The organism is Myxococcus faecalis (genome assembly GCF_050039385.1).
In the GTDB taxonomy this organism is placed as follows: Bacteria; Myxococcota; Myxococcia; order Myxococcales; family Myxococcaceae; genus Myxococcus; species Myxococcus fulvus.
Window position 1 is genome coordinate 5,430,862 of the sequence record NZ_CP144336.1, and the last position, 22,453, is coordinate 5,453,314.

The 22,453-nt window shown below is 71.9% G+C and carries 19 protein-coding genes; 12 read left to right on the forward strand and 7 right to left on the reverse strand.

What is annotated here, in order from left to right; genetic code table 11:
• Nucleotides 1-57: 57 nt before the first annotated feature.
• The 3 genes from VZQ01_RS21770 (at nucleotide 58) to VZQ01_RS21780 (ending at nucleotide 3,848) form a co-directional block, all read left to right on the forward strand.
• Complete coding sequence (locus VZQ01_RS21770) at nucleotides 58-1,665, forward strand: LVIVD repeat-containing protein (RefSeq protein ID WP_426748891.1); 1,608 nt, start codon at nucleotides 58-60, stop codon at nucleotides 1,663-1,665.
• Nucleotides 1,666-1,820: 155 nt separating this feature from the next.
• Nucleotides 1,821-3,005, forward strand: coding sequence for a hypothetical protein (locus VZQ01_RS21775; protein WP_426748892.1), 1,185 nt, complete (start codon nucleotides 1,821-1,823; stop codon nucleotides 3,003-3,005).
• 102 nt (nucleotides 3,006-3,107) lie between these two features.
• Nucleotides 3,108-3,848, forward strand: a complete 741-nt coding sequence (locus VZQ01_RS21780; protein WP_267698905.1) for an SDR family oxidoreductase — start codon at nucleotides 3,108-3,110, stop codon at nucleotides 3,846-3,848.
• A 15-nt stretch (nucleotides 3,849-3,863) separates the two neighbouring features.
• On the opposite strand, the gene VZQ01_RS21785 is transcribed toward VZQ01_RS21780, so the two are convergent.
• Together VZQ01_RS21785 and VZQ01_RS21790 are read right to left on the reverse strand one after the other, a co-directional pair.
• A complete protein-coding gene (locus VZQ01_RS21785) occupies nucleotides 3,864-4,532 on the reverse strand; it encodes a metallophosphoesterase (protein ID WP_141332676.1) in 669 nt (222 codons plus the stop codon).
• Nucleotides 4,533-4,535: 3 nt separating this feature from the next.
• Nucleotides 4,536-5,432: a transcriptional regulator gene (locus VZQ01_RS21790; protein ID WP_228557365.1), complete on the reverse strand. Its 897-nt coding sequence runs from the start codon at nucleotides 5,430-5,432 to the stop codon at nucleotides 4,536-4,538.
• 214 nt (nucleotides 5,433-5,646) lie between these two features.
• Here VZQ01_RS21790 and alr point away from each other — a divergent pair, with 214 nt between their 5' ends.
• On the forward strand, nucleotides 5,647-6,858 hold the full coding sequence (gene alr, locus VZQ01_RS21795) for an alanine racemase (protein WP_426748893.1): 1,212 nt from the start codon (nucleotides 5,647-5,649) through the stop codon (nucleotides 6,856-6,858).
• Nucleotides 6,859-6,967: 109 nt separating this feature from the next.
• Here the strand turns inward: alr and VZQ01_RS21800 are convergent, their stop codons facing one another.
• On the reverse strand, nucleotides 6,968-7,963 hold the full coding sequence (locus VZQ01_RS21800) for a lysophospholipid acyltransferase family protein (protein WP_223750411.1): 996 nt from the start codon (nucleotides 7,961-7,963) through the stop codon (nucleotides 6,968-6,970).
• Nucleotides 7,964-8,055: 92 nt separating this feature from the next.
• Between VZQ01_RS21800 and VZQ01_RS21805 the strand changes: the two genes are divergently transcribed.
• Nucleotides 8,056-10,806, forward strand: coding sequence for a M1 family metallopeptidase (locus tag VZQ01_RS21805; RefSeq protein ID WP_426748894.1), 2,751 nt, complete (start codon nucleotides 8,056-8,058; stop codon nucleotides 10,804-10,806).
• 56 nt (nucleotides 10,807-10,862) lie between these two features.
• Here VZQ01_RS21805 and VZQ01_RS21810 read toward each other — a convergent pair whose 3' ends face one another.
• Together VZQ01_RS21810 and VZQ01_RS21815 are read right to left on the reverse strand one after the other, a co-directional pair.
• On the reverse strand, nucleotides 10,863-11,615 hold the full coding sequence (locus VZQ01_RS21810) for an enoyl-CoA hydratase (RefSeq protein ID WP_141330554.1): 753 nt from the start codon (nucleotides 11,613-11,615) through the stop codon (nucleotides 10,863-10,865).
• An 89-nt stretch (nucleotides 11,616-11,704) separates the two neighbouring features.
• The gene (locus VZQ01_RS21815; protein ID WP_408888740.1) at nucleotides 11,705-12,610 is read right to left on the reverse strand and encodes a ribose-phosphate diphosphokinase; all 906 of its coding nucleotides are present in this window, start codon (nucleotides 12,608-12,610) and stop codon (nucleotides 11,705-11,707) included.
• A gap of 136 nt (nucleotides 12,611-12,746) precedes the next feature.
• Here VZQ01_RS21815 and VZQ01_RS21820 point away from each other — a divergent pair, with 136 nt between their 5' ends.
• From VZQ01_RS21820 to orn, 3 genes are all read left to right on the forward strand, one after another.
• Nucleotides 12,747-13,433: a phosphoribosyltransferase gene (locus VZQ01_RS21820; protein WP_426748895.1), complete on the forward strand. Its 687-nt coding sequence runs from the start codon at nucleotides 12,747-12,749 to the stop codon at nucleotides 13,431-13,433.
• 54 nt (nucleotides 13,434-13,487) lie between these two features.
• Nucleotides 13,488-14,180, forward strand: a complete 693-nt coding sequence (locus VZQ01_RS21825; RefSeq protein ID WP_426748896.1) for a dienelactone hydrolase family protein — start codon at nucleotides 13,488-13,490, stop codon at nucleotides 14,178-14,180.
• Nucleotides 14,181-14,299: 119 nt separating this feature from the next.
• Nucleotides 14,300-14,851, forward strand: a complete 552-nt coding sequence (gene orn, locus VZQ01_RS21830; RefSeq protein WP_426748897.1) for an oligoribonuclease — start codon at nucleotides 14,300-14,302, stop codon at nucleotides 14,849-14,851.
• A 21-nt stretch (nucleotides 14,852-14,872) separates the two neighbouring features.
• Here orn and VZQ01_RS21835 read toward each other — a convergent pair whose 3' ends face one another.
• Entirely contained in the window at nucleotides 14,873-15,268 is a 396-nt protein-coding gene (locus tag VZQ01_RS21835; protein WP_141330562.1) for a response regulator, read from the reverse strand.
• A gap of 163 nt (nucleotides 15,269-15,431) precedes the next feature.
• On the reverse strand, nucleotides 15,432-16,976 hold the full coding sequence (locus VZQ01_RS21840; RefSeq protein ID WP_426748898.1) for an AMP-binding protein: 1,545 nt from the start codon (nucleotides 16,974-16,976) through the stop codon (nucleotides 15,432-15,434).
• A gap of 299 nt (nucleotides 16,977-17,275) precedes the next feature.
• On the opposite strand from VZQ01_RS21840, the gene VZQ01_RS21845 reads away from it, so the two are divergent.
• From VZQ01_RS21845 to VZQ01_RS21860, 4 genes are read left to right on the forward strand one after another with little or no spacing between them, the layout of a single operon-like run.
• Nucleotides 17,276-18,520 carry an efflux RND transporter periplasmic adaptor subunit gene (locus tag VZQ01_RS21845; RefSeq protein ID WP_426748899.1) on the forward strand — a complete coding sequence of 415 codons (1,245 nt, stop codon included), beginning with the start codon at nucleotides 17,276-17,278 and terminating at the stop codon, nucleotides 18,518-18,520.
• A complete protein-coding gene (locus VZQ01_RS21850; protein WP_223750403.1) occupies nucleotides 18,517-19,284 on the forward strand; it encodes an ABC transporter ATP-binding protein in 768 nt (255 codons plus the stop codon). Before VZQ01_RS21845 ends, VZQ01_RS21850 begins: the two co-directional genes overlap by 4 nt.
• Nucleotides 19,285-19,323: 39 nt before the next feature.
• Nucleotides 19,324-21,741: an ABC transporter permease gene (locus VZQ01_RS21855; protein ID WP_426748900.1), complete on the forward strand. Its 2,418-nt coding sequence runs from the start codon at nucleotides 19,324-19,326 to the stop codon at nucleotides 21,739-21,741.
• A gap of 20 nt (nucleotides 21,742-21,761) precedes the next feature.
• On the forward strand, nucleotides 21,762-22,439 hold the full coding sequence (locus tag VZQ01_RS21860; RefSeq protein ID WP_426748901.1) for an ABC transporter ATP-binding protein: 678 nt from the start codon (nucleotides 21,762-21,764) through the stop codon (nucleotides 22,437-22,439).
• Nucleotides 22,440-22,453 lie beyond the last annotated feature (14 nt).

The window sequence follows — 22,453 nt, forward strand, 5'->3', positions numbered from 1 at the left end:
GGGAGGGACCCCGGACGTTTGGAGTCCAGGGGCCGGAACACATGAACGAGGAGCTTCATGACGAACCGGTGGAAAGGTGGCGTGCTCTGGGTCCTGCTCTGCGCGGGGATGGGGAGCGCGTGTTCCCGCGAGCTGGATGACGTGGTGAAGGTGCCCGTGGAGCAGGGGCCCTCCCACAGACTGGAGGACCACGGGGACTGGTCCACCGAGCCGCTCGCCGCCTGCCCGGTGCTCCCCGCCGGGAGTACGAGCGCCGCGTGCGGAACGCTGGAGTCCTTCGACCTGTCGGCCTGCTCGCGCGACAGCCTGGGGGCGGTGCGGGGCGCGGGCATCTTCACCCTGCATGTCATTGGCAATGACATCCTGACGAACGACAACAGCCAGGGCACCGGAGCGGTGCGCATCCTGGAGGACGGGCGCGTGTTCCAGGATGGCGTGCCCTTCCCGGAGTCGCGCCTGGATGAGAGCACCTTCTTCGCCTCGCGCGGCGGCACGCTTCCGGATGGGCGGGCGTACCGGACGTCGATGGTGGGGTGCAAGGCGGAGGGCTCGACGCGGCTGACGGGCTGCTTCGTGAACTGCCTGGGTGGCACGCCGGCGTTCCAGGGCACCTTCGAGCTGGAGAAGGTCCGCCGGCGCGAGGGCGAGGCGGAGGGCTCCAAGCTGGAGCTGGTGGGTGAGGGCGTGGTGCCCCAGGGCACGGTGGCCGACGTCTTCGTCACCAAGGGCCACGCCTACGTGGTGTCGCTGGAGGATGCGTTCAAGGGGCCCGGCGGGCTCTACGTGTTCGACCTGGCGGACCGCAAGGCGCCCCGGCTGGTGAAGAACGTGTTCTTCCCGGGGGACAGCTACTGGAACGGCGTGTGGGCCAAGGACGACGCGCTGTATGTCGCCAGCGCGGCGCGGGGGCTGCTGGTGTTCGACATCTCGGACCCGGCGGACCCGGTGCTGGTGAGCGCGCTGCCGGGCGGAGGTGCGGTCAACGTGCACACCGTTTTCGTGGCGATGGACCGGCTGTATGCGATGTCCATCTCGCCGGCGCCGGTGACGCTCATCTTCGACGTGAAGAACGCGCGGGAGCCGGTGCTGCTCGGTCGCTACGCGGACCCGAGCGTCAATCCCAGCGTGGCCTCCTTCCCGCATGACGCCACGGCGTGGGGCAACCGGCTGTTCGTGAATCACTGGCGCGCGGGCCTGCTGATTCTCGACGTGAGCGACCCGGCGAACGTGGTGAAGGTGGGGGAGTATGTCTATCCGCGCTCCACCAGCCACACGAACCGCTGGCACTACGTGAACAACCGCCTCAGCGTCTTCGAGGGCGGCGAGGACTGGGGAGGGCACGTGCGGGCCATCGACATGACGGACCCGAAGGACCCCATCCTCGTCGGCGAGTACCGGCTCACCCCGGGCGTCTCCGTGCACAACATGGAGCTGAAGGGGAATCGGCTCTACCTGAGCCATTACCAGCACGGCGTGCGGGTGCTGGACGTGTCGCGGCCCTCGGAGATGAAGGAGGTCGCCTACTACAACACCTGGCGGGCGACGGACCGGGCGCGGGGGTTGATGTTCTTCGACGGCGCCATCGGCGTGCGCATCCCGGATGACGGCCACGTGTATGTCATCGACACCTCGCGGGGCCTGCTCATCTTCGAGGAGGTGGAGTAGCGGACGTGACGCCGCGCCGGAGGTGGGCCTCGTGTCCGCCTCCGGCGGTGGGGTCCTCCTCCGGGATGACTGGCATGGTCTCGCGCGGGCCTCCTGGCCTACGCTCGCGCGGGGTGCCGGGTCATTCGAAGTCGGGAGCCGGAGAGATGGGCTCGATGAAGCGTTACGGGTGGATGGTGGTGTTGCTGCTCGCGGGCGGCTGTGGTTCGCGTCACCACGGGTCGACGGTGCACGAGCGCCGGGCGGCGATTCGGGCCGACCATGCGGGCAAGTATGGCGGCGAGGGCTTCCAGGCCACGCAGTGGGGCATGTCGCGCGCGCAGGTGCGGGCGCTGTACCCGGAGGCGCTGGTGACGGCGCGCGAGGACCTGGTGGTGTCGACGACGCTCGGGGAGCGTCCGGCCCGGGTGTTCTTCCTCTTCGCGGGAGACAAGCTGGGCTCGGTGTTCGTGCGCTTCGCGACCCCGGAGGTCCTGCGGGACGAGCACCAGCAGATGGTGGAGGTGCTGAACGCGAAGTACGGGCGGCCCCGGAAGCGAGGCTCGTCGCGACGTGTGTTGAAGTACCGCGAGTCCATCGACCTGGCGTGGCTGCTCACCAAGACGTCGCCGCCCGCGGCTGAGTGGGCGCCCGCGCGGCGAGATTCCGCGTTCGGGACGAGCGAAGCACCGGCGGAGGCGATGTCCTCGCCGCCGCTCGTGGAGGAGTCGGGGAGGGTGACCGTGGCGCCTCCCGTGGAGGCGCAGGCGATGGAAGGGCGGGCGGGGAGCGAGGCATCCGCTCAGGCGCAGTCGACGGGAGGACAGGCGGAGATCGCGACACCCGCGCAGGAGCAGTCGACGGGAGGACGCGCAGGGAGCGCGGCACCAGCGCGGGCGCAGGCGACGGGAGGACAGGCGGGGAGCGAGGCACCCGCGCGGGCCCAGGCGAGCGGAGTTCCTGCGGACGACGCGATGGCCTCATCGCGCGAAGGGGCTCGGGAGGGCGAGGCGCAGATGGACGTGCCGCCGCTCGTGGCGGTCGAGCAGGACGCGATGGACGAGGCGCCGCCGCCGCTCGTGGAGGCCCAGGTGGACGATGACGACCGGCCTGACGCGTACGACGACACCCAGGAGGAACCCTCTTCTCCGGAGCCGGAGATTCGCGCGTCCCGGAACGGGTACGTGGTCGTCGCCCGCTGGAAGGCCCCGGAGACGGCGGTCCGGCTCCTGGGCTACCAGGTGGCGCGAGACCGCCTGCTGACGCTGCTCTACGAGAGCGATGCCTACGGCGAGGAGATTCGCGAGGAGATGGAGGGGCGGCTCGCCGCCGAGCTGCGCAAGCAGGCCCGCGACTTCTAGCGGACAGTGACGGCGGACCCCGCGTCACTCCCTGCTTCCCGCCGAGCGAAAGACATGGTTCCTCCCGGCTTTCGTCACGGAAGTCCGGCCGGGAGGAATCACATGAGCATCCAGGGTTCGAAGGTCGCCCTCGTCACCGGGGCATCGCGAGGCATCGGCGCGGCGGTCGCGGAGCGGCTCGCGCGGGACGGCTTCAGCGTCATCGTGAACTACTCGAGCTCCGCGGGGCCCGCGGAGGCGCTCGTGCGTGACGTCGAGCAGGCCGGCGGCAAGGCCCTGGCCGTGAAGGCGGACATCAGCAAGAGCGCCCAGGTGCGCGGCATGTTCGACGCGGCCGAGAAGGCCTTCGGCGGCGTGGACGTGCTGGTCAACAACGCGGGCATCATGACGCTGTCGCCCGTGGCGGACATGGAGGACGCCGCCTTCGAGCGGCTCGTCGCCGTCAACCTCCAGGGCACCTTCAACACCCTGCGCGAGGCCGCGCGCCGGCTGCGCAAGGGCGGGCGCATCATCAACTTCTCCTCCAGCGTGGTGGGCCTGCTGCAGCCCACGTACGCCGTCTACGCGGCCACCAAGGCGGGCGTGGAGGCGATGACGAGCGTGCTGGCCAAGGAGCTGCGCGGCCGCGACATCACCGTCAACGCCGTGGCCCCCGGCCCCACCGCCACGGACCTGTTCCTCGACGGCAAGCCCCAGGAGGTCGTCGACCGGCTGGCGAAGCTGGCCCCGCTGGAGCGGCTGGGGCAGCCCGTGGACATCGCGTCGGTGGTCTCCTTCCTCGCGGGCCCCGACGGCGCGTGGGTCAACGGTCAGGTGCTGCGCGCCAACGGCGGCATCATCTGACGCGGAGTGCCTGCCTCACGGCGAGCCGTGCACATCGACATAGGCGCGCTGGGCCGGCACGGACACGAGCCGGCCCTCCGGCATCACGTACGCGGTGAGCCGCCCGCCGTACACGCAGCCCGAGTCGAGCCCCACGGCGTGCGGATGTTGCTGCACGCCGCGCATGGCGTCGTGGCCGAAGATGACCAGCTCCGGCCCCTTCCAGCAGCTGGCCCAGGGCACGCCGCCGTCCACCCGCTTCGACGGCGTCCCGTCCGGGGCGATGCTGCGCAGGTTGAGCAGCTCGTCCGCGCGCTGCGCCTCCAGGGGAACTCCCGGCACCAGCCCGCCGTGCACCGCGAGCACGTTCAGCTCCGGGAAGCGGCGATACAGCGGCTGCGCCTCCAGGTACGCCCAGTCCTCGGCGCACAGCGTGTCGAGCACCTGGCGGTGCTCCTTGCCCAGCTTCTTTCCCTCGGGCCCGCGGCCCGAGTGCCAGCGCAGCACGTGCGCGTCGTGGTTGCCGCGCACCGCGAGCATCCCCAGCTCGCGCGCCCGCCGCACCACACCCGCCGAGTCCGGCCCCTTCGCGACCAGGTCCCCCACCAGCACCACGCGGTCGTCGGGGCACCAGCCGCACGCGGTCAGCAGCGCGTCCAGCTCCCGCGCGCAGCCGTGCACGTCGCCGATGAAGAGCGTGCGCATCGCTCACTCCACCTTCGAGCGCAAGAGGCGGCTGAGGTTGACGTCGAGCTGGCTGGAGATGAGGCGCAGCACGCTGTCGAGCTGCGAGCCGGTCAGCCGCAGCTTCTCGGTGAGCAGGCGCCGCGTCTCCTGGAGGAGCGACTCCTGCGCGGCCACCACCCAGCGCGCCGCCGTGGAGCGGTGCACGCCGTACAGCGCGCCCAGCTGGTCGATGCTCAGCCCGTCCAGGTACTTCATGCGCAGGAAGTTGCGCTGACGCGCCTCCAGCGTGCCGAGCGCGGTGGTGAACGACGCGCTGAACTCCGCGCGGTACGTGTTCTTCAAGTAGACGAGCTCCGGGTCGTCCCCGGGCGCGACGAGCAGCGACAAATCCCCATCATCCGCCTGGGGGTGTCCGCCGCGCTGGCGCTGCCAGTCGAGCGCGAGCCACAGCGCCGCGGCGCGCACCCAGCCGCTCAAGGGACCCGTGCCGGGGTAGGCCGCCAGTCGGGCGGGGGCATCCTGGCTGCCCACCAGCATGCGCTGGCGCAAAAGCTGGCGGACCTCGTCGAGCCCCGAGGGCGGCAGCTTCAGCCGCGCCACGGCGGCGTTCACCTCGGGCATGAAGCTCGCCTCGAAGGCACTCAACGCGGAGGGGAGCTGGTCGGCCGCCGCGCGCGCCAGGTAGACGTCCGGGAGGTGGAACTTCTCCACGTCCTCGGAGGGGGCCTGCGCGGGGAGCAGCCGCGCCAGGTGGACGACGAAGCGCGCGCCGTCCAGCTCCACCCCGGGCCACGCCGCGCGCGCCGTACCCAACACGCGCGCGAGCAACGCCTGAAGCGGGGGCAGCGACTCCGGCGCGCAGGGGACACCTCGCGCCGCGATGAAGGCCTGGGCCAGGGAAACGTCCGGGGAGGACACGCCGTGGGACGATAGCACCCCCCTCCCGTAATCCAGATTCGACCATTTCCGAAGTGAACGCTTGTTTGCCCCGTCTCGTGACGGGAGTGGGACGCCTGGGTGCCTTGTGTGACAAGGGGCTCGCCTGTCCCGGAAACGGGCGCCCGCGGCCCCTGGACCGCGCGCTCCCTGGCCCGGCCATTGCTGGTATGGGACGGGAGTCGACGTCGCGGAGGTGCACGTGGAGTCCATTGGTGGCGGGCCTGGGGACGCGGCTCATACCTCGTGGTTGGAGCTGAGCGCGGGTGCGCTGAGGCACAACGTGGAGGTGTTCCGGGCGCTGGAGGGCGGCAAGGGGCCCTCGGGGGCACTGGGAGTGGTGCTCAAGGGCAACGCCTACGGACACGGGCTGTCGCAGGTGCTGCCGGTGGTCCATGGGCGGGTGGACATCCTGTACTTCATCGCGCCGCAGGACGCGCTGCGGGTGCGGGAGCACGAGCGGGCCCAGGGCCTTGCTCCCCGGCAGGTGGTGGTGCTGGGGGCGGTGGCGCCGGAGGAGGCGGTGGTGCTGGCGCGGGAGGGCGTGGAGGTGGTGGTGGCCGACCGTGGTTGGGAGGCCGCGGTGCCGGTGCTGCGCGCGGCCAGGCTGGCTCGGCCGCTGCGGGTCCATGTCCACATCGACACGGGCCTGGGGCGCGAGGGCTTCACGTTGGAGCAGCTGCCCGGGGAGACGCGGTTCCTCGTGGACGCGCGCGACGTGCTGGAGGTGGTGGGCGGGCTGAGCCACTTCGCCAACACGGAGGACGTGACGGAGCAGGGGTACGCGCTGGCGCAGGTGGACGCGTTCGAGACGGGGCTGGGGCTGCTGTCGGCGCAGCTGGGGACCGGGCGGGTGTTGCAGCGGCACATCGCCGCGAGCGCCGCGACGCTGGTGCTGCCCCGGGCGCGCTACGAGGCGCGGCGGGTGGGGATTTCGTTGTACGGGCTGTGGCCGTCGGCGGAGACGCGGCTGTCGGCGCGACTGGTGCTGGGCGAGGTGCCGTCCTTGCGGCCGGTGTTGTCGTGGCGGTGCGGGAGTCAGGTGGTGAAGTGGCTGCCGGCGGATGCGTACGTGGGCTATGGCTGCACGTACCGGACGTCGGAGCCCACGCGCATCGCTGTATTGCCGGTGGGGTACTACGACGGCTACCCGAGGCTGGCGTCGGGCAAGGCGCACGTGCTGGTGAACGGGCGGCGGTGCGCGGTGCTGGGGCGCGTGATGATGAACCACCTCATCGTGGACGTGACGCGGGCGACGCCGGACGAGCGCCCCGTGACGGCGACGCTGCTGGGGCGCGACGGCGAGGAGTCCATCACCGCCGAGGCGCTCGCGGGCTGGGCGCAGACCATCCACTACGAGGTCGTCACGCGCCTGGGCGCGCACCTGCGCCGCGTGGTGGCGGAGTAGGGCCCCGGTCAGCGCTTCGCGTCCATCCCAGCGGGTGCCGGACGCCGCCCGGGTGGTCGCGCGGCGGCATCACGCGGCCGCGCGATGGGGGCAGCCGGGCGCGCGCGCCTCAGCGCTTCGCGTCCGTCGCCGCGGGCGGCTGCACCTTCCAGCGGCGGTGCAGCCACATCCACTGGTCGGGGTACTTGCGGATGCAGCGCTCCAGCGCGGCGGTGATGCGCGCGGTGTGCTCCGTCACCGGGTCCGCGCACTCACCGGGCGCGGGCGCCGGGATGGGGCCCTCCACCTCCAGCCGGAAGCGCGCGCCCTTGCCGCTGCGCACGCCCATCACCACGAACACCGGCGCGCCCGTGCGCTGCGCCGCCACCGCGCACGCGGGCGTGGTGGACGCGAGCCGACCGAAGAACGGCACGAACACCGCGGCCTTCGCCGGCAGCGCCTGGTCCAGCAGCATGTAGGGCGACTCGCCGCGCTCCACCGCCTCCGAAATCTCCTGGATGGCGCCGCGCGGATAGATGAGCCCCGCGCCGCAGCCCAGCCGGTTCTCCGCGATGCGCGTGTTGAGCGCGCCCTTGAGCGGACGCACCAGCGCGTCGATGCCCACGCCCCAGCGAATCAGCATGTCGCCGAGCAGCTCCCAGTTGCCGAAGTGCGCCGTCACCAGCAGCGCGCCCTGGCCCGTGGCCACCCGGGCCCGCAGCGCGTCCCAGGCCTCCTGGCCCACGACCCCCTGCTCGCCCCAGTCGGCGGGCAGCCGGTCCCCACCGGGAATCGACTCCAACACCACGCGCGACATGTTGATGTACGCGCCCCGCGCGATGTCGCGCCGCTCCGCGTCGCTCTTCTCCGGCAGCCCGCGCGCCAGGTTGTCCATCACCACGCGGCGACGGATGCCCAGCGTGTACGCCAGATTGCCCACGAAGCGGGCGAGTGCGTCGCGCGACTGGGGCGACAGCCAGGTGATGAAGGCGAAGACGGGCCGCGTCAGGAGCTTCACCAGCGCGCCGGGCGGCGTGCCGATGATGCGGCGCAGATGCTCCGCGGGCTGCTTCTGGGCGTTCGTTACCGGGACGACCTGGTCGGAAATGGGAGCGGAGGCGGACACGCGGGCACTCCACCCCGAAGTGAAGTTTCCGGCAAGGACACACTCGCGCTCGGCGCTACCCTGGCTGCTCGGCATAAGACACACTGCGCGCCATGCCCAACCTGCTCCGTCCGGTGGCGCTGGCCACCGTTGCCCTGTTGTCCGCATGCGGTGCCCGGCAGACCCCGCCGGTCACCGAGCCCGTGGCGACCACCGCCGCGGCTCCCTCCACCGCGGCCCCCACGCCGCCCACGCTGCGCCTGCCCAAGGACGTGCGTCCCAAGGGCTACGCCGTGGAGCTCACCCTGGACCCGAAGGCCTCCGCCTTCCAGGGCGTCGCGGAAATCGGCCTCGACGTGTCGAAGCCCACCACCGTCGTGTGGCTGCACGGCAAGAACCTCACCGTGAAGCAGGCCACGCTGACGCAAGGAGGCACGCCGCGCGAGGCGACCGTGCACCGGAGCGAGGCGGGAGACTTCCTGGGCTTCTCCGTGAAGGAGCCGCTGACGCTGGGCACCGCGAAGCTGCGCGTCGTCTACGAGGGCATCGCCTCCGAGAAGGAGACGGATGGCGCCTTCCGCGTGAACGAGGGCGGTGACTGGTATGTCTTCACCCAGTTCGAGCCCATCGACGCGCGCCGCGTCTTCCCCTGCTTCGACGAGCCCGAGTTCAAGGTGCCCTGGCAGTTCACCTTCCACGTGCCCGCGGGCAACGTGGCCGTCACCAACACGCCGCAGCTGGCAGAGGAGGCCCGCCCCGACGGCGGCCGCACCTACCGCTTCGGCCGCACGCAGCCGTTGCCCAGCTACCTCATCGCCTTCGGCGTGGGCCCGTTCGACTTCCTGGAGGCGGCCGACTCCGGACAGAAGAAGGTGAAGACGCGCATCATCACCCCGCGCGGCCGCACCGTGGAGGGCACGTACGCCGCCAAGGTGACGCCCGAAATCCTCGCCGCGCTGGAGGCGTACTTCGGCATCCCCTACGCGTACGAGAAGCTGGACGTCATCGCGGTGCCGCTGCTCGGCGGCGCCATGGAGCACCCGGGCCTGGTGACGTTCAACTCGCAGCTCATGCTGTCCAAGCCGGAGGAGGACTCCATCGGCCGCCAGCGCGCCTTCTCGGAGACGCAGGTGCACGAGCTGGGGCACCAGTGGTTCGGCAACCTCGTCACCCTGGCGTGGTGGGACGACCTGTGGCTCAACGAGTCCTTCGCGTCCTGGGTGACGCCGCGCATCGTCGAGTCCTGGCAGCCGACGTGGGACGCGCCGGTGGAGCGCGTGCAGGACCGCAGCCGCTCGCTGGACGCCGACAGCCTCTTGTCCGCGCGCCGCATCCGCCAGCCCATCGACAGCGCCAATGACATCCACAACGCCTTCGACGGCATCACCTACGGCAAGGGCTCCGCGGTGCTGACCATGACGGAGGAGTGGCTGGGGCGCGAGGTGTTCCGCAAGGGCATCCAGCGCTACATGAAGAAGCACGCGCACGCCAACGCCACGGCGAAGGACTTCCTGGACGCGCTGTCGGCGGAGGCCGGGCAGGACGTGACGGGCGTCTTGAGCACGTTCCTGGACCAGGGCGGCGCGCCGCTGGTGACGGCGACGCTCGAGTGTGGCGCGGGCCAGCCCAAGGTGGTGCTCACCCAGCAGCGCTACCTGCGCCTGGGCTCGAAGGCGCCCCAGCCGCAGACGTGGAAGGTGCCCGTGTGCGTGAAGTACGCGGTGGGCAACAAGGACGCGAAGGCGTGCACGGTGCTGGAGGGCGAGCGCGCCGAGGTGGCCCTGACGGAGGCGAATACGTGCCCGGCCTGGGTGTTCCCCAACGCGGAGGGCGCGGGGTTCTTCCGCATCCAGCTGGCGGGCGAGGCGGCGAAGAAGCTGACGAAGGCGGGCATGGCGAGGCTGTCGCGCGCGGAGCGGGTGGCGCTCTTGGGCGACGTGCGGGCGCTGGCGCTGGCCGGGGCGCTGCCGGCCTCGGAGGCGCTGGCCCTGGCGGAGCGCTCGGCGCACGACCCGGACCGGGTCATCGTCGAGAGCACCATGGAGATGCTGGACCTGGTGAGCACGCGGCTGCTGCCGGAGAGCCGGCATGCGGACCGGGCGCGCTTCCTGCGCGAGACGTACGGCCCCCGGGCCCGGGAGTTGGGCTTCGTGCCGCGCAAGGGCGAGAGCGAGGACACGCGGCTGTTGCGTCCCCGCGTCATCCGGCTCGCGGGCCGCGACGGCGCGGACCCGAAGCTGGTGGCGGAGGCGAAGGGGCTCGCGGACAAGTGGCTCGTCAACCCCGCGGCGGTGGACCCGGAGATGGTGGACGCGGTGCTCTCCATCGCCTCGGCGCACGGGGACGCGGCCTTCCAGCAGAAGCTGCTGACGGCGGTGCGCTCGGAGAAGGACCGCTCGCGGCGCGGGGACATGATTCTGGCGCTGAGCGGCTTCGTCGACCCGGAGCTGGTGAAGCAGAACCTGGGGCTCGTCTTCGAGAAGGGGATGGACCCGCGCGAGACGGTGTGGATGGCGTTCGCGGCCTCGCAGCACGTGAAGACGCAGGGCGTGGCGTTCGACTTCGTGACGAAGAACTACGACAAGCTCGTGGGCGACTCGCCGGACGCGCTCCTGCCGCAGGACGCGGCGGGGCGGCTGTCCTTCGTGGGCCGCGCGTTCTGCGGTGAGGAGCAGCGCAAGGCGCTGGCGGAGTTCTTCACGCCGCGCGCCGAGAAGGCCCCGGGGGGGCCTCGCACGCTGGCGCAGGTGCTGGAGTCGGTGGACCAGTGCGTGGCGCTGAAGGCCGCGCAGGCCCAGAGCGTCGAGTCGTTCCTCGACGGCCGCGTCACCCACCCCCAGCCGAAGCTGCAGAAGACGCGCTGAAGCGGGTGTCGCGCAAAGCCCGGAGGGCCTTCGTGGCTCTCCGGGCGGTCCGCGGGCTACTTCCGGCCGCGCGACATGAACGCCATGAAGGCCTCCTGGGCCTCCGTGGAGCCCAGGCGCTCGATGAACTTCGCGCCCTCGCGCGCGAGCGTGGCGTGGGTCTGCTCGCGCAGCGGGCCGCGAATCAGCTCCTTCGTCACGCGCACGGCCTCGGCGGGGCGGGAGGCCAGGGTGCGGGCGCGCTCGGTGGCGACCTCGTGGAGGCTCGCGTCGGGGACGACCTTGTTGATGATGCCGGCGCGCAGCGCGGTGGCCGCGTCGAAGGGCTCGCCGAACAGGAGCAGCTCGCTGGCCAGCGCGTAGCCGGCCATGCGCGGCAACAGCAGGCTGCTGGCGCCCTCGGCGCACAGGCCCAGCTGCACGAAGGGCATGTGGAAGCGCGCGCGCTCGGTGGCGATGACGTAGTCACAGTGCAGCAGCATGGTGGTGCCGATGCCCACCGCCGGGCCGTCCACCGCCGCGAGCACGGGCTTGGGCGCGTCCACCAGCGCCTTGAGGAAGAGGAACACGGCGCTGTCCTCGCCCGCGGGCGGGTGCTCCATGAAGTCGCCGATGTCGTTGCCCGCGGTGAAGACGGTGCCGGCGCCGATGAGCAGCACCGCGCGGACCTCGTCGTCCGTCGCCGCCTGCTGGAGCGCGGCGGTGGCCGCCTCGTACATCGCATGCGTGAAGGCGTTCTTCTTCTCGGGTCGGTTGAAGGTGAGGGTGAGGACCCCCGCTTCCCGCTTCGTCAGCAACGTGTCGGACATGGCGCCGGAGCCTAGACCGACTCGCGCCGGGGCGCGGGCGGAACTTGCGGCCCACCCCGCGTGTGCTCCGTCTCCCTACGCGAAGCGGCTCAGGGCCGCAGCGCGCGGGCCACCAGCGGCGCGAGCGTCACCACCCTGTGCTCGATGGGCAGCCCCGAGCGCGGCTCCACGCTGTCGGTGGAGACCAGCTGCCCCAGGGGCATCGTGCGCAGGCGCTCCACCGCCGGGCCCACGAGCAGCGCGTGTGTCGTCACCACCGTGAGGTCGTCCGCGCAGCCCGCGTCGCGCAGCGTGCCCGCCGCCGCCACCAGCGTGCCGCCGGTGGACACCATGTCGTCGACCAGGATGGGGCGCTTGCCCCGCACCTCGCCCATGAGGCCGCTGGCGTGCACCTGGTCCCCGCTCAGCCGCACCTTGTGAATCACCGCCCAGGGACGCCCGAGCAGCCGCGCCAGCGCCTCCGCGCGCTTCACCGCGCCCAGGTCCGGCGCCACCACCACGGACGTGTCGCTCACCCTGGGCAAGAGCGCGTCCGCGAGCAGCGGCAGCGCGGTGAGGTGCTCCAGGGGCGAGTCGAAGCACCCCTCCAGGGCGGGGCTGTGCAGGTCCACCACCAGCACCCGCGCGAAGCGGCCCTGGGACAGCATGTCCGCCACCAGCCGGCCACCCAGGGGCTCGCCGGGCCGGGCGCGCCGGTCCTGTCGCGCGTAGCCCAGGTAGGGCACCACCGCCTCCAGCCGCGCCGCGCCGGCCCGCCAGCACGCGTCCGCCATCAGGAGCAGCTCCAGCAGGTGCTCTCCCGCGGGCGGCGTCAGCGACTGCACCAGCACCACCGTGCGGCCCCGCACCGAGGCGGGCACCTCCAGGTGCATCTCCCCATCCGGGAAGCGCTCGAAGTGACAGTCGGCGAGGGGCACGCCCAGGGCCAGGGCGAGCTCCCGTCCGAGGTGCGGACTGGCGGTGCCGGTGAGGAGGAGGGGGTCCATGGGCCGCACCCTAGCGCGCCCGGTGCCCCGGAGCGCGGGCCCCCGCCGTCCGCCCCGGGCACATGCCTCCAGGCGGGCCGTGGGTCGCCCCTCCGGCGCAAGCAGGCCGGGCCGTGCTTTTCCTTGGGAGCAAGGAGGATGACGCATGCGCTTTCGCGACAGGGCCGATGCCGGACGCAGGCTGGCGGCCACGCTCTTGCCCTACCGGGGCTCCAACGTGCGCGTGTTGGGGCTGGCCCGGGGCGGCGTCCGGGTGGCGTACGAGGTGGCCCGCGCGTTGGAGGTCCCCCTGGACATCTGGGTCTCGCGGCGACTGAGCATCCCCGGCCGGGTGATGACGCTGGGCGCGGTCTCCGAGAACGGCGCCCGGTTCCTGCTCTCGGATTCCCTGCGCCTTATGCCCATGCCCCGCGCGGAGGTCGACGCCCTGGTGTCCGACGAGGCGGCCGAGGTGGACGCGCAGGTGCGGCGCCTGCGCGGGCGGGCCCAACCGGAGCTGGGCGGCTGCACGGTCATCCTGGTGGATGACGGCGTGCTGACGGGCGCCACGGCCGCCGCCGCGCTCGTCGCCTTGCGTGAGTTGCACCCGGCGCGCCTGGTGATGGCCACGCCCGTGGCGTCGCCGCGAGGGCTGGAGGTGGTGCGCGCGGAGGCTGACCAGGTGTCGTGCGTGGAGACGGAGCCGGGCCTGCGCACCGTGGCCGAGGCGTACGACGACTTCCGCGCGTTCCCGGACGTGGAGCTGCAGAGCCTGGTGGAGCGCTCGCGCCAGCCGCCGTGGCGCTCGCGCTCGGTGCTGGAGTCCGCGGACCCGGGCGGCTCCTGGATGTGAGTCGTGAGCCGTGACGCGTTCTGGAGTCCCCCGCAATCCAAGAGGTCCGCCGCGATGACGACCGAGGTCAGCCTGGACGTGGACGTTCGCGAGGTGAGGGTCCGCTCCGGCCACGCGGAGCTGGGAGGCAGCCTGGGGGTTCCGCCCGGCGCGCGCGGGCTGGTGGTCTTCGCGCACGGCAGCGGCAGCAGCCGGTTCAGCCCGCGCAACGTCGCCGTCGCGCGCGGCCTGCGCGAGGCGGGGCTGGGCACGCTGCTGTTCGACCTGCTCACCGAGGACGAGGAGGCGATGGACCTGGGCACCGGCGAGCTGCGCTTCGACATCCCGTTCCTCGCGCGGCGGCTCATCGCGGTGACGCGCTGGGCGCGGGCGCGGCCGGAGCTGGCGGGGCTGAGCCTGGGCTACTTCGGCTCCAGCACGGGCGCGGCGGCGGCGCTGCTGGCGGCGGCGCTGCATCCCGGGGACGTCCAGGCGGTGGTGTCGCGCGGCGGCAGGCCCGAGCTGGCCGGACCCGCGCTCGGGCGGGTGCGCGCGCCCACGCTCCTTCTGGTGGGGAGCCTGGACGTGGACGTGCTCGAGCTGAACCAGGAGGCGTTCGACGAGCTGCTCTGCGCCAAGTCCCTGGTCGTCATCCCCGGCGCCACGCACCTGTTCGAGGAGCCCGGCGCGCTGGGGGACGTGGCGCGCCGCGCGGCCGACTGGTTCTCCCGCCACCTGGACGCCCCCGGGTTCGCCGCGCGCGAGTGAGGTCGTCCTGGGGACTCGCGGTGCGAAGGCGCGCGGACGGGCCGTGGACCGTCGGGGGCTCGCGCCGGAGCCAAGCTTTGGCGCACCGCCCGGACGCGCGGGCTGCTATAGGCAGGTGCATGCCCTCGCGTGAACCACGCTTCGTCTGGTTGGACCTGGAGATGACCGGGTTGGACCCCGAGTCCTGCGCCATCATCGAGATTGGCGTCATCATCACCGGCCCCGACCTGCGCCCGCTCGCGGAAATCGAGCGGGTCATCTGGCAGCCGGAGGAGGTGCTCCTGCGCATGGAGCCCGTCGTGCGCGAGATGCACACGCGCAACGGCCTCCTGGAGAATGTGCGCGCCTCCAGCACGTCGCTGCGCGTGGCCGAGCGCGAGGTGACGGCGCTGGTGGCCGAGCACTGCCCGCTGGGCGAGGGCGTGCTGGCCGGCAACTCCATCCACACCGACCGCCGCTTCCTGTTCCAGTACATGCCCCTGCTCGAGCGCTACCTGCACTACCGCATGGTGGACGTCACGAGCCTCAAGGTCCTCACGCGCGCCTGGTACCCGAACCTCGTCGAGCCGCGCAAGCCGCCCTCCGGGCACACCGCGCTCGCGGACCTGCGCTCGAGCATCAACGAGCTCCAGTACTACCGGGACACGCTCTTCCGCGCGACGCCGGGCTGAGCGGCGTCCCGCTCGAGGGCCTCAGCCCTGGGAGCCCTCGCCGCTCCCGGGCACGGGCCCGTTGGGGCCGCCCAAGAGCTCGCTGATGGTGTCCAGCAGCAGGTCCAGCTCGAAGGGCTTGGCCAGGAACCTCGCGCTGGAGCGCCGCTCCTCGTCGGAGATGCGCCCGGCGCTCATGACGACGACGGGGATGGACTTCAGGGCGGGGTCGTCGCGCATGCGGCGCAGCATCTCCCGCCCGTCCATCACCGGCATCATCAGGTCCAGCAGCACCAGGTCCGGCTTGATGTCCGCCATCCGCTGGAGCCCCTCCGCGCCGTTGAAGGCGGTGAGGATGCCGTAGCCCTCCACGGAGAGGATGTCCTGGAGCGCCTCGACGATGGCCAGCTCGTCATCGACGATGAGCAGCCGCTTCATCGAAGCCCTTCCTCCCTTCGCCAGGCGCCCTCGGCGCGCTCATGGGCCGCATCTCGCCAGACGTCATTCCACCCGCGCGCCCCTGGGCGCAAAGCTAGGGGAAAGTCCGGCGCAAGCCACGCATTTGCGTGAGGTGTGTTCGGAATATTGCGCTCGAGGTGGCTCACCGCAGGCGCGCTCGCAGCAGGTGTTTCTGCACCTTGCCCAGCGCGTTTCGCGGCAGGGAGTCCATGAAGACGACGCGGCGGGGCTTCTTGAAGCTGGCCAGCCGGTCCTTGCACCACTCCACCAGCGCCTGGGCCTCCGGGGCGTGCACGCCCGGCGGGGGCACCACCACGGCGACCACCTGCTCGCCGTAGTCCGCGTCCGGCAGGCCCAGCACCGCCACCTCGGCCACGCCCGGGTGGGTGGCGAGCACCTCCTCCACCTCGCGCGGGTACACGTTGAAGCCCCCGCAGATGATGAGCTCGCGCGCCCGCCCGGTGATGCGCAGGTAGCCGTCCGCGTCGAGCTCGCCCAAATCCCCGGTGTGGAACCACCCCTCCGAGTCGAACGACTCGCTCGTCGCGTCCGGACGCCGCCAGTAGCCGGCGAAGACGTGGGGGCCGCGGACCTCGATTTCCCCCGTCTCGCCCTGGGGCAGCGGGCGGCGGGTGCGCACGTCCACCACGCGGGCCTCCTGGCCGGGGAAGGGGAAGCCCACCGTGCCGGGGCGGCGCTCGCCGTCGTACGGGTTGGTGGTGTTCATGATGGTTTCCGTCATGCCGTAGCGCTCGAGGATGCGCGCGCCGAAGTCGTGCTCGATGTCATGGAACAGCTGGGGGCTCAGGGGCGCGGAGCCGGAGACCCACAGCCTCAGCTTCCGGGGCTTCACGCCCGTGCGTCGCGACTCCTCCAGCAATCGTCCATACATGGTGGGCACACCAAAGAACATCGTCAGCGACGTGTCATCGCGCAACGTCGCCAGCGCGTCGGTGGCCACGAAGCGCCGGTGCAGCTCCAGGCTCGCGCCCGTGTACAGCGTGCCGTGCAGGCCCACCATCAAGCCGTGCGTGTGGAACAACGGCAGGGTGTGCAGCAGCCGGTCCGCCGCCGTCCACCGCCACGCCTCGGTGACGGCCTTGACGTTGGCCAGCAGGTTCCTGTGCAGCAGCATGGCGCCCTTGGAGCGCCCCGTGGTGCCGGACGTGTAGCCCAGCACCGCCAGGTCCTCGGGCCGCGGCAGCGCCAGCGCCAGCGTGGACTGGCTGCCCTCGGTGACGAGCGTGTCGAAGTCGATGACCTCCAGCGACGCGGGCGGCGTCACCGTGGGCGCCTCCACCGTCACCAGCCACTGCAGCGTGGGCAGCTGCTCGCGCAGCGGCGCCAGCTCCGCCACGCCCGCCGCGCCGGTGACACACGTGTGCACCTCCGCGTCCGCCAGGATGTGGGCCAGCTCCACCTGGCGATACGCCGTGTTCACCAGCACCACCACGCCCCCCGCGTACTGCACGCCCAGGTAGGCGACGATGAAGCTCGGGCTGTTCTCCAGGAAGAGCGCCACGCGCTCGCCCGGTTGCAGGCCGCGCTGGCGAAGTCCCCGGGCGAGCGCCGCGACGCGCGCGGCCAGCGCTCCGTAGGAGGTCGACTCACGCTCGAACGTGAGCAGCGGCCGTGCTGGCGCGCCGTGGGCGTGGTCCAGGAAGGCCTCGAGCAGGGACGAAGTCATTCGCACCGCAGCCTACTGCCGTGGCTTCGTCTGGGAACAAGCTGTGAGTCAATTTTGACGCTCTAGAATGGTATTAACTGCATAGTCTGCAATTCTAGTCGACGCTGACCTCACCCGGGAGACGGGGAGTGTTTGCCGGGCCGGACCGCACGCGCATCCGGGTCGCGCGGTTGTTCGCTTCTGGGACATCACTTCGCGGAAGCGGGCACGGCCTGGGGCGAGGGAGGCCCTGCCTCCAACGATTCTGTGGGGTTGGTGCGCGAGGAGGTGTTGGCACGCGGCTCGCTCTAGGGCCTGGCGTGGACATTCCCAAAGCCAAGAAGCCTCGCCGCAAGCCCTGGGTCTTCGCCATCGGAGGCGCGCTCGCCCTCATCCTCGTCACGGTGGGGCTGGGCCGGCTGCGCCCCGCGGCGCCGTCGGTGGACCGGGCCTCGGTGTGGTTGGACACGGTGAAGCGCGGCCCCATGGTGCGCCAGGTGAAGGGCGCGGGCACGCTGGTGCCCGAGTACATCCGCTGGCTGACGGCGGACACGGCGGGGCGCGTGGAGCGCATCCACGTGCGGCCCGGCGCCGAGGTGAAGGCGGACACGCTCCTGATGGAGCTGTCCAACCCGGACGTGCAGCTGCAGATGCTGGAGGCCGAGCGGCAGCTGGCGAGCGCGGAGGCCGAGTACATCCAGATGCGGATGACGCTGGAGACGCAGCGGCTGGCGCAGGAGGCGACGGTGGAGACGCTCACCGCGGAGTCCTCGGACGCCGCGCGCCGGGCGTCGGCGAACACGGCGCTGGCCCAGAAGGACCTCATCCCCGCGCTCGAGGCGCGGCAGCAGGGGGAGAAGGCGGGCGAGCTGACGCGCCGGCTGGAGTTGGAGCGCAAGAAGCTGACCGTGGTCGCCGCGAGCATGAAGGACCAGCTGGCCGCGCATGCCGGACAGGTGGAGCGATTGAAAGCGGTCGCGCGCTTCCGTCGTACCCAGGTGGACTCGATGAAGGTGGTCGCCGGGGAGGATGGCGTGCTGCAGGAGCTGCCGTTGGAGCTGGGCCAGTGGGTGACGCCGGGCGTGCTGCTGGCGAAGGTGGTGAAGCCCGAGCGGCTCAAGGCGGAGCTGAGAATCGCCGAGACGCAGGCGCGCGACATCGTCCAGGGCCAGAAGGCGCTGGTGGACACGCGCAACGGCGTCGTCGAGGGCACGGTGGCGCGCGTGGCGCCGGCGGCCAGCCAGGGCACGGTGCGGGTGGAGGTGTCCCTGCCGGCCCAGCTGCCCCGGGGCGCGCGGCCGGACCTCACGGTGGAGGGCACGGTGGAGCTGGAGCGGCTGGCCAACGTGCTGTCGGTGGGGCGCCCGGCGGGCGCGCAGCCCAACGGGACGATGTCGCTCTTCCGTTTGATGCCGGGAAGCGACGAGGCCGTGCGGGTGCCGGTGCAGCTGGGCCGGGGCTCGGTGAATGCCGTGGAGGTGCTCCAGGGCCTCGCGGAAGGTGACCAGGTGGTGCTTTCGGACATGGCCGCGTGGGACGCGGTGGAGCGGGTGAGATTGCGATGACGACGACGACGAGCAGTGTGGAGACCCCCGCTTCCGAGGACGCGGCGGTGCTCTCCGGTGGACCCAAGGCGGACCCGAGCAAGGCCCTCATCACGCTGGAGGGGCTGACGAAGGTGTTCGAGACGGAGGAGGTGGAGACGCACGCGCTCTCCAACATCCACCTCAACATCCGCCAGGGTGAGTGGGTGGCCATCGTCGGCCCGTCGGGCTCGGGCAAGTCGACGCTGCTGGCGGTGCTGGGGTTGCTCGACACGACGACGCGCGGCACGTACCTGCTGGACGGCAAGAGCGTGCTGGACTTGTCCGCCACGGACCGCGCGCTGGTGCGCAACCGGCACATCGGCTTCATCTTCCAGAGCTTCAACCTCATCGGCGATTTGACGGTGTTCGAGAACGTGGAGCTGCCCCTGACGTACCGGGGCATGCCCGCCGCCGAGCGCAAGCAGCGGGTGGAGCGCGCGCTGGAGAAGGTGGGCATGGCGCACCGCGCGCGGCACATGCCAGGGCAGCTCTCCGGTGGTCAGCAGCAGCGCGTCGCCGTGGCGCGCGCGGTGGCGGGAGACCCGCTCATCCTGCTGGCCGACGAGCCCACGGGCAACCTCGACTCGAAGAACGGCGAGGCGGTGATGCAGCTGCTCTCCGAGCTGCACAAGGCGGGCGCCACCATCTGCATGGTGACGCACGACCCCGCGCACGCGCGCACCGCCACGCGCACGGTGAGCCTCTTCGACGGCCGCATCGTGCAGGACGAGCAGCGCCGCTGACCGTCCGTCGTCCCCTTCGACACGCGGACTCCCCCACGCATGGAAAACCTTCTACAGGATGTCCGCCTGGCGCTGCGCTCGCTGCGCAAGAGCCCCGGCTTCACGCTGGTGGCGGTGCTGGCGCTGGCGCTGGGCATCGGCGCGAACAGCGCGGTCTTCAGCGTGGTGAACGGCGTGCTGCTGGTGCCGCCGCCCTTCGCGGCGCCGGACCGGCTGATGGACGTGTCGAACGACTTCGCCCGCGCGGGGCGCAAGGGGCTGACGTCCTCGGTGGCGGAGTACCAGGACGCCGCGAGGCTGCCCGTCGTCTTCTCCTCGGTGGCGGCGTACACGGATGACAGCGTGACGCTGACGGGCGTGGACACGCCGCAATCGCTGGTGATGGTGGAGGCCACCGCCTCCTTCCTGCCCACGCTCGGCGTGGCGCCCATGCTGGGCCGCAACTTCACCGAGGCGGAACAGACGCAGGGCAATGACCGGGTGGTGGTGCTCACGCACCAGACGTGGCGCGCGCACTTCTCCGAGGACCCGAGCGTGCTGGGACGCACGCTCCAGCTGAACGGAGAGCCGTACACCGTCATCGGCGTGCTGCCGCACGGGGTGGCGTTCCCGGCGGGCTCGCAGCTGTACAAGCCCTTCGCGCCCTCGGCGGAGCTGGCGTCCGAGGACAAGCGCGACACGCGGTTCCTGGAGGTCATGGCCCGGCTGAAGCCCGGCGTGACGCTGGAGGCGGCGCGCGAGGACCTGGAGCGGGTGTCGCGGCAGCTCGCCCAGGAGCATCCGAAGTACGCGCAGGGCCAGCGCACCATCGCCCTGAAGTCGCTGGAGGACGAGGTGGTGGGCGAGGTGCGCGGGACGCTGTGGCTCTTGCTGGGCGCGGTGGGCTTCGTGCTGCTGGTGGCGTGCGGCAGCGTGGCGAACCTGCTGCTGGCCCGAGCCGCGGCGCGCGAGCGCGAGGTGTCCATCCGCGCGGCGCTGGGCGCGAACCGCGCGCGCCTGGTGGCGCAGTTCCTCACCGAGAGCCTGCTGCTGTCGCTCCTGGGCGGGGCGCTGGGGGTGCTCTTCGCGCTGTGGGGGACGGACGTGCTGCTCGCCTTCGTGGGTGACGCGTTGCCGCGCGCGGCCGAGGTGCGGCTGGAGGTGCGCTCGGTGCTGTTCACCGGTGGGGTGAGCCTGTTGTCGGGACTGGTGTTCGGGCTGGTGCCGGCGCTGCAGGCGAGCCGCGCGGACCTGAACGCGGCGATGCGCGAGGGCTCGCGCGGCACGGCGGGCGGGCGCTCCGGGAAGCTGCGCTCCGGGTTGGTGGTGGGGCAGGTGGCCTTCGCGCTGGTGCTGCTGGTGGGCGCGGGGTTGTTCGGCCGGAGCCTGCTGGCGCTGCTGTCGGTGGACCCCGGCTTCCGGCCCGAGGGCGTGCTCACCGCGCGGCTGACGCTGCCGGAGAACCGCTACGCGACGACGGAGCAGCAGGGCGCCTTCCAGCGCGAGCTCCTGACGCGCCTCCAGGCCCTGCCCGGCGTGGAGTCCGCGGGGCTCACCAACCTGCTGCCCCTGGGCCGCTCGGTGACGTTCGGCTTCGACATCGACGGGCGCACGAAGGGCCCCGACGAGGTGTGGCCCGCGGTTCAGCTGCGCACCGTGAGCCCGGACTACCTCTCCACGCTGGGCATGCGGCTGCGCGAGGGGCGGCTGCTCGAGGCGACGGACGTCCCGGGCACGGCGTGGGCGGTGGTCATCAACAAGACCTTCGCGGACGCGTACTGGCCCCAGGGCAACGCGCTGGGGCAGCGGCTGAAGTTGAGGTACCCGAAGGCCGAGTGGGCCACGGTGGTGGGCATCGTCGAGGACGCGCGCGAGTGGGCCTTGGACAAGCCGGTGGTGCCCATGGCGTATTACTCGCTGCCGCAGCTGGGCGGCTCGCACCTGGCGCTCGCCGTGCGGACGAAGGCCGGGGCCCCGGAGGCGCTGCGCGCGGGCATCGCCGCCGAGCTGCGCCAGGTGGACGCGGACGTGCCGCTGTTCGGCGTGGCGCCGCTGACGCGGCTGGTGGACGAGTCCATCGGCGCGCGGCGACTGTCGGCGCTGCTCATGGGCCTGTTCGGCGGCACCGCGCTGCTCTTGGCGGCGCTGGGCCTCGCGGGCGTCATCGGCTACTCGGTGGCGCAGCGCACGCGGGAGCTGGGCATCCGCATGGCGCTGGGCGCGGCGCGCTCGGACGTGCTGTGGCTGGTGCTGCGCCAGGGCCTGAGCCTCGCGGGGCTGGGGGTGGTGCTGGGCCTGGGGTTGTCGCTGGGCCTCGCGCACCTCTTGCGCTCGCTGCTGTACGGCGTGGCCGCGTACGACGCGTGGACCTTCGCGGGGGTCGCGGCGCTGCTGGGCGCGGTGGCGCTGGCGGCGACGTGGCTGCCGGCGCGCCGGGCCACGCGCGTGGACCCCATCATCTCCTTGCGCTCCGAGTGAGCACGAAAGAAGCACGCACCATGTCCTCTCCCCTCATCTCCCTGCGCCAGGTCGAGAAGTCCTATCCCCTGGCGGGCGGCCGCACCTGGGTGCTGCGCAACATCGATTTGGACATCCAGGCCGGCGAGTTCGTCACGCTGATGGGCCCCTCCGGCGCGGGCAAGTCCACGCTGTTGTCCGTGCTGGGCATGCTCGACGCCGAGTGGAAGGGCGAGTACGCCCTGGACGGTCAGGCCGTGCACGCGATGAAGCCCAAGGAGCGCGGGGAGCTGTCCCGCCGCACCATCGGCTTCGTGTTCCAGCAGTACCACCTGCTCGACAACCTCACGGTGGCCGAGAACCTGGAGGTGCCGCTGTCCTACCGCAACCTCAAGCGCGGCGAGCGCGAGGCGCTGGTGGGCGACATGCTCGACCGCTTCCAGCTGGTGGGGAAGAAGGACCTGTTCCCCTCGCAGCTCTCCGGCGGTCAGCAGCAGCTGGTGGGCATCGCCCGCGCGCTCATCGCCACGCCCAAGGTCCTGTTGGCGGACGAGCCCACGGGCAACCTCCACTCGGCGCAGGCGAAGCACATCATGGAGGTGTTCCAGACGCTCAACCAGCAGGGCACCACCATCATCCAGGTGACGCACTCGGAGGCCAACGCGGCCTACGGCCACCGCATCATCCAGCTCGCCGACGGCTGGCTCCAGAAGCCCTGAGAGTTTCGCGAGGA

Bases quoted from the DNA above. Each gene is read 5' to 3' on its own strand.
- VZQ01_RS21805 (WP_426748894.1), top strand. From the start codon at position 8,056: ATGCCCAACCTGCTCCGTCCGGTGGCGCTGGCCACCGTTGCCCTGTTG.
- VZQ01_RS21775 (WP_426748892.1), top strand. From the start codon at position 1,821: ATGAAGCGTTACGGGTGGATGGTGGTGTTGCTGCTCGCGGGCGGCTGT.
- VZQ01_RS21835 (WP_141330562.1), bottom strand. From the start codon at position 15,268: ATGAAGCGGCTGCTCATCGTCGATGACGAGCTGGCCATCGTCGAGGCG.
- VZQ01_RS21810 (WP_141330554.1), bottom strand. From the start codon at position 11,615: ATGTCCGACACGTTGCTGACGAAGCGGGAAGCGGGGGTCCTCACCCTC.
- VZQ01_RS21850 (WP_223750403.1), top strand. From the start codon at position 18,517: ATGACGACGACGACGAGCAGTGTGGAGACCCCCGCTTCCGAGGACGCG.
- VZQ01_RS21780 (WP_267698905.1), top strand. From the start codon at position 3,108: ATGAGCATCCAGGGTTCGAAGGTCGCCCTCGTCACCGGGGCATCGCGA.
- VZQ01_RS21855 (WP_426748900.1), top strand. From the start codon at position 19,324: ATGGAAAACCTTCTACAGGATGTCCGCCTGGCGCTGCGCTCGCTGCGC.
- orn (WP_426748897.1), top strand. From the start codon at position 14,300: ATGCCCTCGCGTGAACCACGCTTCGTCTGGTTGGACCTGGAGATGACC.
- VZQ01_RS21840 (WP_426748898.1), bottom strand. From the start codon at position 16,976: ATGACTTCGTCCCTGCTCGAGGCCTTCCTGGACCACGCCCACGGCGCG.
- VZQ01_RS21820 (WP_426748895.1), top strand. From the start codon at position 12,747: ATGCGCTTTCGCGACAGGGCCGATGCCGGACGCAGGCTGGCGGCCACG.
- VZQ01_RS21825 (WP_426748896.1), top strand. From the start codon at position 13,488: ATGACGACCGAGGTCAGCCTGGACGTGGACGTTCGCGAGGTGAGGGTC.
- VZQ01_RS21770 (WP_426748891.1), top strand. From the start codon at position 58: ATGACGAACCGGTGGAAAGGTGGCGTGCTCTGGGTCCTGCTCTGCGCG.
- VZQ01_RS21785 (WP_141332676.1), bottom strand. From the start codon at position 4,532: ATGCGCACGCTCTTCATCGGCGACGTGCACGGCTGCGCGCGGGAGCTG.
- VZQ01_RS21860 (WP_426748901.1), top strand. From the start codon at position 21,762: ATGTCCTCTCCCCTCATCTCCCTGCGCCAGGTCGAGAAGTCCTATCCC.